Origin of the sequence: Methanosphaera sp. A6, from assembly GCF_001729395.1 — an archaeon.
Lineage (GTDB): Archaea > Methanobacteriota > Methanobacteria > Methanobacteriales > Methanobacteriaceae > Methanosphaera > Methanosphaera stadtmanae.
In genome coordinates this window covers 1-8,988 of record NZ_MAIF01000104.1, presented here as the reverse complement: position 1 = coordinate 8,988, position 8,988 = coordinate 1, and the positions used below count along the sequence as shown (strand labels likewise).

Below are 8,988 nucleotides of genomic sequence, written 5' to 3'. Positions count from 1 at the left end.
CATCTTTTACCATAGCTGTGATGGTTATGTTTTTATTTAAACCAACAACGCCAGCTATATTAAGCATAGTAGTAGTATTTACTTTGTTTACTGTGATGTTTTCTGTTGTAGATGATTGACCATACACATCATTTCCAAGATATGTAGCAGTTATTGTATGAATTCCAGCTTCAGTCAGGGTAACTGTTAAGTTTGCACAACCATTTACTAAATCTACAATGTTTTCATTATTATCAATAGTGATAGATACTTTACCATCTACTGGCATGTTTGCATTATTTACTACACTAACATGGATTGTTATATTGTTATTTAGATTATAATTACCAGTTATATTCATGGAGGTTGTTGTAGCTTCTAGTACATTAAATGATGATTCATCTTTTGATGGTGCATGTGTTGCATCCCCTGAGTATGATACTTCCACCATATATAAACCTTCATAGTATACTTCAAATTCTTTTGTATATACTCCATTTTCATCAGTAATTACATTATATTTATTTTTACTTTCTGGGTCTTTTACTCCAATTTTAACTGTTGCATTGGTAATTGGTTTTTGATTTTCATCTAATAATTTTCCACTTATTATTACAGTATTTTCTACTGTTGTATTTTTAATAGGATCTATAGTTATGGTTGTTTTTGGATTTATTGGAGTGTTGTTGAATTCATAAATATTATTCATGATTCCATCATTTTGTATTGCACTGTTACCTGTAGCATTTATTGCATATAATTGATTATTTGTTATTGTGAAGTTTTCTGATTTTTCAGTTATTCTTATTGCATAGCTTTTAGTTGAATTTATTTTGTTATTGTTGATTAATACATTGGTTACTATTTGATTTCTTTTTTCTCCAAGTGCTACATAATCACCAATATTATTTGATGTAATATTTATGTTGTTTACATCTCCACTTGTTTGTGTTACATATATTTTTCCTGTTATGTTATTGTTGTTTATTGTTATATTTTCAGTTGTATCTCCTGATCCAGAAGCAGCTTTAAGTATAATATTGTCAATTGTATTATTTTCAATTATGTAGGATGTTTTTGATTTCTTTGGTGTTGATAATATTGTTATGTTTCCTATTGAAGAGTTTCCTATTGTTACAATACCTGATGTTTGTACTGTATTTAATGTATTGTTTAATAAAATTGTATTTGTTATTAGATTTGTTCTTCCTGTAACTGTGTTGTTAATTATTGTACTGTTGGATGATGGTGAAAAATGACTGTTATTTAATAGAACATTATTTCTGTATGTGTTATTGTATGTTGGTACTCCAGAGGATGAAGAACCACTACCACTTTCTTCAGGTGTTCCACTACCCCATTGTATTGTTATTCCCATACCATTATTGTATTCTATGGTGTTATTTTCTACAAGGTTATGACAACCACTAATTGTTATACCATAACATATTGATGTTGATACTGATGGTCCATAGATTTTATTGTTTGTTATTTGATTATATTCATTTGTATGACTATAATCTGTAATATCTACATTGTATGTTGTAAAGTAGATTATATTACCAACATTACCTTCAACATCCAATGTGTTATTATCAAATATACAGTGTGATGCATATGCACCTACAAGTGTACTTACTCCACCATTATCTCTTGTGTAGAAGTAACTATTTTTTACTGTTACATATGAAGAATTCTCACGTATAGAAAATCCTCCTATTCCTCCACCAATCTTTTTATTTTCAGTAATTTTTGTTATATTATTGAAAATAATGTTTGATGCATTTTTTACTATAATTTGGGTATTATAGAAGTAAAGTCCAGTGATGTTACTTCCACTTGCTGTTTTTTCAAATACTACTGCATCTCCATAATCTTTTCCAAAGAAATCAGTACTTGTTGAATTTAGTGAGATGTTTGTGTTTTGTGTAGTTGAAATTAAATTTACTGGTTTATTGAAAATCATTGTATAATTTTCAGTACTGCTTGTTTTGAAATCTCCTTGGAAATCTAATGTATCCCCATTTTGTATGTTATCTCTTAATGTTCCATTATTAAAGTATTGATTAAATGTATCTTTTGTAACAACATATGTTGATTTATCTGCTGTTTTTTGTGATTTTTGTTTAATACTTGTTTTTTCTATAGATTTTGTATTTTCAGACACTATGTCTTTTGTAGCTGTTTGTATGTTTTTGTTAGTTTTTTGGACATTAAGTGATTTGCTATTTTCATTTGTTTTTTGTTTAACATTTGTTGATGGTTCTTGTGCTTTAATATTATTATCACTTGTTTCTATACTCTTAACTGTTGTAGGTATATCCACATGTGATGAATCAGCTTGCACTTCATGTGTATTTGATACATCTGACGCACTTACCGCTGATAGTCCAATTATTAAAACAATTAGAGCCAATAAAAATGCCATTGTCTTATTTGTTGACATTATATTCACTTCTTAATTTTTTTTAATATTCAAACAAATTATAAAACAAATATTATTTATTTGAATGATATATATTTTGTAAAATACCTAATATAAACTTTATCTAAAATAAAAAATAAAGATTTTTTTTCATTATAAAAGAATTATAAGCAAATGAAAGGTATGAAAATAAATAAAGTATCCCTATAAACAACCTAAAATACTCATGAGTTATTAACACATCAATATGTGTGAAAAAATATATCATGATATAGAGTATATTATTTAATCCTAATAATTTATAGAATAAAAAACATATATAATAAACAAATGGTGTATTAGATGATAAAAGTAGAACATTTAACTAAAATTTATAAATTACAAGATAACAACAGGATAAAAGCATTAGATGATGTTTCATTTGAAGTATCTGATGGAGAAATATATGGTATAATGGGACTTAGTGGCTCTGGAAAATCAACAATTATGCGAATATTAAGGGGAGTTGAACCCTTTGATGAGGGATGTATTACTGTTGATGGTATAGAAATTACTCCAGATAATTACTTAGAATATAAAAATGAACTTAAAGAAAAAACAGCAATTCACCTACAACGATCGTTTGGTTTATGGTCTAAAACTGCAGTTGAAAATGTTATTCATAAATTAGTTGGAATAAAAACTGGAGATGAAACAAACTGCAATATAGATGATGTTAAAGAAGAGTACATGGATGAAGCTCTTGATATTCTTGATACTGTGGGTTTAAAAGAAAAAGCTAATCATTTTGCACCAGTATTAAGTGGTGGAGAAAAACAAAGACTGGTACTTGCAAGACAATTAGCTAAAAAACCAGAAATACTTCTTTTAGATGAACCTTCCACTATGAGTAGTCCTAAAAAAAGACTTGAAACATTAGATACTATAAAAAGAATCAATGAAAAATATAACACTACTGTTATTGTTGTATCACACCAACCTGAAATTCAAAGATATCTTGCAGATAGAGTAATGTTAATATTCAATGGAAAAGTTCAAGATATTGATAAGTCAGAGATTATTATTGAAAAATTCTTAAAAGATGAAGAACCAATCTATCCAATTAAAGATATGGATAGAACAAAACCTATTATAAAGGTTAATAACTTAAGAAAAGATTTCTATCTATTTAAGGGAGGACATGTTTTAACAATTGATGATGTGTCATTTAATGTTAATAAAGGTGAAATATTATCTATAATTGGTCCTACAGGTTCTGGAAAAACAGAAATTCTTAAGATGATTGCAGGACTTGAACAACAAGATTCTGGAAATATTGAAATACTTATAAATGATACTTGGACTAGTATGGATGATTATGGTGAAAATCGTATGCAAATCCGTAAAAATATGGGATTTATGCACCAGGAATTTGCATTAACACCACATACTCCTGTTATTGAACAATTAGCATCAAAATTATCTCCAAAGATGGATGAAATATATGAAAAAGCAAGGCAAAAAGCCAGTGAAATTGGTTTAAGTGATGAAGCACTTGATTTACTCTACCAATTAACAGATCTTTCAAGAAATGAGGCTATTGTTAAATTAGAAAAATTAAATTTAGGACCTGAAATTCTTGATTTATTATTCCCCTCTATTAATCAGGAAACTGTTATTGAATATGTAAAACCTATCTTTGAGGCATTAGATCTACCTCTTCCACTATTAACACGTCAATTTATTGAATTATCTGGAGGACAACAAGTTAGAGTAGCAATAGCATCTGTTCTTATATCCAATCCAGATATTTTAATACTTGATGAACCTTTTGGTGATTTAGATCCTGTTACTTTAAGAATTGTTGCTAATTCACTTAAGAAAATCAATGAAAAATTACATACTACTATAATTCTTGTAAGTCATACAATGGAATTTGTTGAAGAAGTTTCTACAAGAACCATTTTGATAAATAAGGGTAAGTTAGTAAATGATGGAGAACCTTCCACTGTTACAGCTAAATTTTTAGAAATAGAAGGACAATAATTAAATGAGGTGTGTAAATGTTTAAAAGAATATTATTACCAATAGATGGTTCAGAAAATTCAAAAAAAGCAGCTGATAAAGCTATTGAACTTGCAAAAGAATTAAATTCCACAATCATTGTTACAAATATCATGGATCAGTCAGTAGATCTGTCATATAATGAACAAGAGGCTAAATCCAATGAGTTTATTAAGAAGATTGTTGATTTAATTCTTAAAAACAATATTAATGTTGAAAGTATGGTTTTATTTGGAAGTCCCATGTATGATATTGTGACTATTGCACGTAAAAGTGAAGCTGATAGTATTATAATGGGAAAACAGGGAATTAATTATTCAAATTCAAGAGTAATTGGTAGTTTTACAGAAGCAACACTTAAAAATGTGGACCTACCAATAATACTCATATAATTACCCACCTTTTCTTTTTAAAAAAAAAGATTATTTTAGAAGATGTGTGTTTATTGCATCGATTAAATAGTTTAGTACATCATCAATGGAATTAAATTCTACATCATATTCCACATCTAAAAATAATTTAATAATATTTTTTATGGGATGTACTACATCACATATTTCTAGTAGATTTGTTTGAGTCTCATCAATTAAATCAATAATTCCACTTATATATGCAATATTTTCTGTATTACTATTGAAATTATTGAATTTCATAGCATAATCTGTCTTTGTAATACCTTCTGTTTTATTGTAGAATGTATCAAAATCTATGTTAAATCTACTTAATCTGTTAAGTACTGATTTCTGGTAAGATATACACATTTCTGTTTGTAGATAGAGAGCTTTTCTTGTTGCTTCTTGAACTGACTTTGCAATAATTTCACCTAGCTTTGAGTGTTTACCTGCATTTTCAATATGATTCTCACTAGATTTATTGGAAATAACACAAATTCCATCAGTACCAGTACCTGTTGCTATATGTGTTGAAAACTGACTTTCTAATTTTAAATCTTGAAGTACACTAGTTTTTGCTTCAGTAGCTGTTATTGATGCTGTTATTAATGTTCCTGGTTCTAGATTTGCATCAATTATTGTTATAATATTTATTGTTCCAACATCGAGATTATATTCATTATTATGTTCATAAAATGATGCAGGATCTCCCGCCTTAATTCCATTATTATCTGCACCTGCTGTTACAATAGAAGTTACTTTTAAATCCTTATATTCATATACACTTATTGCATAATTATCCATACATGCAGATGTTGCCATACCTGCTGATTCATTTGGATTTAAATTAATTTTTTCCATACATCTTGTTTGAAATGTGGAATAATCCATTGAAACCATTTCATCATAATCTGTACCATCTAATGTTTGATTAACAATATATTTCAAATTTTCTTGATAACCTCCATTAATCCATGATGAAATAATCAAGTTATTTTCCTTTTTTAGATAAACAACAATTGCAGCATCCTGTTTAAATACATCAAATAATTCATTGGTAAAAATTTTTTCAGAATAAAATCCAGACATACATAAAACTCCATAATCAACCTAAAAATAGAATAAAAAGTAGTCCTTAGCGGAGTCGAACCGCTGTCACAAGATCCAGAGTCTCGTAGGATTGCCACTACCCTAAAGGACTATTATTATATACAATATAATTTTTGACATTAATTATATTTAAAGTTATTTAAAAATAGAATATATTCATAAAAAATAATTAATTAAAATAAATTAGAAAAAAAATCACATAAATTGAAAAAAATTCAAAAATAAAAAGTAAAAATAAACATATTTTTATTAAAAGTAGAAAAAAAATATTCAAATGAAATAAAAACTATAAATAATATGAAAAAACATATTAAATAACAGATAAATAGTATAAATTAAAAAAAAAGTATATGTTGGAAGTCATATGAACGAAAAAAGAGGATTATTAATTGGAAGAATGCAACCTGTCCACAAGGGACATATTAGTGTTATACAAGAAACATTAAAAGAAGTTGATGAGCTTGTAATTGGAATTGGAAGTGCTGAAAAAAGTCATACATTATCCAACCCCTTTACAGGTGGAGAACGTATACTCATGCTAACTAAAGCTCTAAGAGAATATAACATAGATCCATCAAGATATTATATTCTCCCATTAGAAGATATTGCATGTAACTCCCTATGGGTAGGTCATGTTACAATGTTAACACCACCATTTTGTAGAGTATATTCTGGAAATAGTTTAGTTCAACAATTATTCCAAGAAGCAAACATACCCTACACCCAACCACCACTATTTAATAGAACAGAATACTCTGGTACAGAAGTAAGAAGACGAATGTTAAATAATGATAACTGGGAAAAACTAGTTCCAAATTCAGTAATTAAAGTTCTTAAGGAAATTAATGGTATTCAACGTATACAAAAATTAAATCAAAAAGAAATCAGTGAATTAGTATAGATAAAAAATAATAAGAGTTTGATGAAAATGGGATTTATAAGAGATAGTATCCATGGTGATTTACATCTAACTGATTTTGAATTAAAAATCATAGATACTGTTGAAATGCAAAGATTAAGAAGAATAAAGCAATTAGGATTTACAAATCTTGTATATCCTGGAGCAAATCATACTAGATTTGAGCATTCAATAGGTACTTTATTTTTAGCAAATAAAATAGCAACAAGACTAAATTTAGATAATGAAATCATTGAATTACTAAGAATATGTGGATTACTTCATGATATTGGTCACTCCCCATTTTCACATGTTTCAGAAAGAGCACTAAAACATGACCATGAAACAGTAACTAAAAATATCATAAAAGATTCAAGTATTACAGACATATTAAATGAAAAATTCGATCCAAAACTAGTTACAAGTATAATTGATGGAAAAACCAAGTATGGAAAAATAATCTCAGGAGACCTTGATGTTGATAGAATGGACTATCTTGCAAGAGACTCATATTATACTGGTGTTGCTTATGGTGTTATTGATACGGAACGCTTATTATATAGCTTAACCTACTGTGATAATGCTCTTGTATTATCATCAAAGGGAGTTCAAGCTGCAGAATCAACATTACTAGCAAGATATTTCATGTATCCTACTGTATATCAACATCATACAACAAGAATAGTAAATAGTATGTTTAGAGTATCATTATCCAGATTAATTAAAGACAAAGTAGTTGTTGAAAAAGAACTACAATATCTTGATGATGGTGACTTAATAAATATAACACGAAATACTAAAGGATTACCACAAAAAACTATGAAAAATATAGATACGCGCAGATTATATAAAAAAACTGACACTATACCTTTAATAGACTTTGAAAATCCTGAAAAAATAGTAAATATGGATAAAAAATATTTAACTGAAGCAGAAGAGGAAATAGCAAATAAATTAGATGTTCCCCCAGAAGAAGTTATTATAGATATGCCAGAAGAACTTTCATTTAAAAAGATGAGTATACAAGTTAATACATACAATGGCCTAAAACCACTTACACAAGTATCCCCTATTATAGAATCTCTAAAAAAAGCACAGTATAATTATGCTGATTTAGCATTATTTATGTCAAAAGAAAATAAACAACAAGCCATTGATAAAAATATAAAACTAATTGATTATCTAACACTACCTATGTGATTAAAATGAAGATTAAAAAAGAAGTTAAAAAAGAGCTTACAAAAGAAGAATACAGTGACTTTATAAAAAAAGTAATTTCAATAAATGAAAAACAAAAAAGTATGCCCTCATATGTAATGATAGATGATGTAAAAATCTATAAAAATGAATACATTGAAGCTATAGAAAATGTTAATAAATTCATTCTAGAAAATGGACGACACCCTGAAACTATCACAATCTATGTTAAAAGAAGACGAAAATAAAACTCTCCCCCCATAAAATACTCTTTTTAGAAAAATATCCTACAAAAAAATAAGAGAACATGCAACAATCATTGTTAGTCATGAACAATAATTATTATTTTTGACTAGATCATTGTTTTTATTATTTATTTTGTTTTTAAAGTCAGATCTACTAGTTCTTTTTGTTGTTTTAGTTCCATATTATGTATTTATTATATTTTTGGCTGTTACTATTAGTGTGTTGTGTTTTGGTATTTTGCAATCTTATTATATGGTATTGTCTGTACTTTTTAAATCAATTAAATCTTTATTATGACCATAATTAATTGTTTCAAGAATATTAAATCATTATGTTCACATTTAAAAGAAGAATAGTACTAAAAACAGGTTGTTGAAAAGTAGCTAAATACATAAACACAATATTTTCACGAACCATACTTTCTAACTTACGATTACTGTGAATAGAATAAATAGTACCCATTAAAATTATACAAAGAAGCATTGTTGTAGAATAAGCTTTTTAACATAGAGTATCTTTGTATTGAAAATCAATATCACTAAAATCAACACAATTCACCCGTTATCACTGAAAAAACAAACAGGATTATCTGGAATTAATTTTCTAATATCAACAGGTAATAAAAAAGTTTGACCAATAGTATCTTCACGTAAAACCATAAATAACAAATCAACAAAAAATATTTTACTATATAATAT

At 27.3% G+C, this 8,988-nt stretch carries 7 protein-coding genes and 1 pseudogene; 5 read left to right on the top strand and 3 right to left on the bottom strand.

The genetic code is table 11. The annotated features are described in order from the left end of the window. A partial coding sequence (locus A9758_RS03770; RefSeq protein WP_198922631.1) for an Ig-like domain repeat protein occupies positions 1-2,425 on the bottom strand: 2,425 nt, incomplete at its 3' end. Positions 2,426-2,746: 321 nt separating this feature from the next. Here A9758_RS03770 and A9758_RS03765 point away from each other — a divergent pair. Further along, the gene (locus A9758_RS03765; RefSeq protein WP_011406039.1) at positions 2,747-4,429 is read left to right on the top strand and encodes an ATP-binding cassette domain-containing protein; all 1,683 of its coding nucleotides are present in this window, start codon (positions 2,747-2,749) and stop codon (positions 4,427-4,429) included. Positions 4,430-4,446: 17 nt separating this feature from the next. Further along, on the top strand, positions 4,447-4,839 hold the full coding sequence (locus tag A9758_RS03760; protein ID WP_011406038.1) for a universal stress protein: 393 nt from the start codon (positions 4,447-4,449) through the stop codon (positions 4,837-4,839). Positions 4,840-4,869: 30 nt separating this feature from the next. Here A9758_RS03760 and A9758_RS03755 read toward each other — a convergent pair whose 3' ends face one another. Beyond that, positions 4,870-5,928 (bottom strand): adenosylcobinamide amidohydrolase, encoded by a 1,059-nt coding sequence (locus tag A9758_RS03755; RefSeq protein ID WP_011406037.1) that lies wholly within the window; start codon positions 5,926-5,928, stop codon positions 4,870-4,872. Positions 5,929-6,313: 385 nt separating this feature from the next. Here A9758_RS03755 and A9758_RS03750 point away from each other — a divergent pair, with 385 nt between their 5' ends. Genes A9758_RS03750 through A9758_RS03740 form a run of 3 tightly spaced genes read left to right on the top strand, consistent with a single transcriptional unit; the run spans position 6,314 to position 8,292 of the window. After that, positions 6,314-6,850 (top strand): nicotinamide-nucleotide adenylyltransferase, encoded by a 537-nt coding sequence (locus A9758_RS03750; protein WP_011406036.1) that lies wholly within the window; start codon positions 6,314-6,316, stop codon positions 6,848-6,850. Positions 6,851-6,877: 27 nt separating this feature from the next. Then, positions 6,878-8,047: an HD domain-containing protein gene (locus A9758_RS03745; RefSeq protein ID WP_011406035.1), complete on the top strand. Its 1,170-nt coding sequence runs from the start codon at positions 6,878-6,880 to the stop codon at positions 8,045-8,047. 5 nt (positions 8,048-8,052) lie between these two features. Further along, the gene (locus A9758_RS03740; RefSeq protein WP_011406034.1) at positions 8,053-8,292 is read left to right on the top strand and encodes a pseudomurein-binding repeat-containing protein; all 240 of its coding nucleotides are present in this window, start codon (positions 8,053-8,055) and stop codon (positions 8,290-8,292) included. A 319-nt stretch (positions 8,293-8,611) separates the two neighbouring features. Here the strand turns inward: A9758_RS03740 and A9758_RS07730 are convergent. Then, positions 8,612-8,779: pseudogene (locus A9758_RS07730) on the bottom strand (transposase); the annotation flags it as partial. Positions 8,780-8,988: the final 209 nt, after the last annotated feature.

Bases quoted from the DNA above. Each gene is read 5' to 3' on its own strand.
- A9758_RS03765 (WP_011406039.1), top strand. From the start codon at position 2,747: ATGATAAAAGTAGAACATTTAACTAAAATTTATAAATTACAAGATAAC.
- A9758_RS03760 (WP_011406038.1), top strand. From the start codon at position 4,447: ATGTTTAAAAGAATATTATTACCAATAGATGGTTCAGAAAATTCAAAA.
- A9758_RS03755 (WP_011406037.1), bottom strand. From the start codon at position 5,928: ATGTCTGGATTTTATTCTGAAAAAATTTTTACCAATGAATTATTTGAT.
- A9758_RS03750 (WP_011406036.1), top strand. From the start codon at position 6,314: ATGAACGAAAAAAGAGGATTATTAATTGGAAGAATGCAACCTGTCCAC.
- A9758_RS03745 (WP_011406035.1), top strand. From the start codon at position 6,878: ATGGGATTTATAAGAGATAGTATCCATGGTGATTTACATCTAACTGAT.
- A9758_RS03740 (WP_011406034.1), top strand. From the start codon at position 8,053: ATGAAGATTAAAAAAGAAGTTAAAAAAGAGCTTACAAAAGAAGAATAC.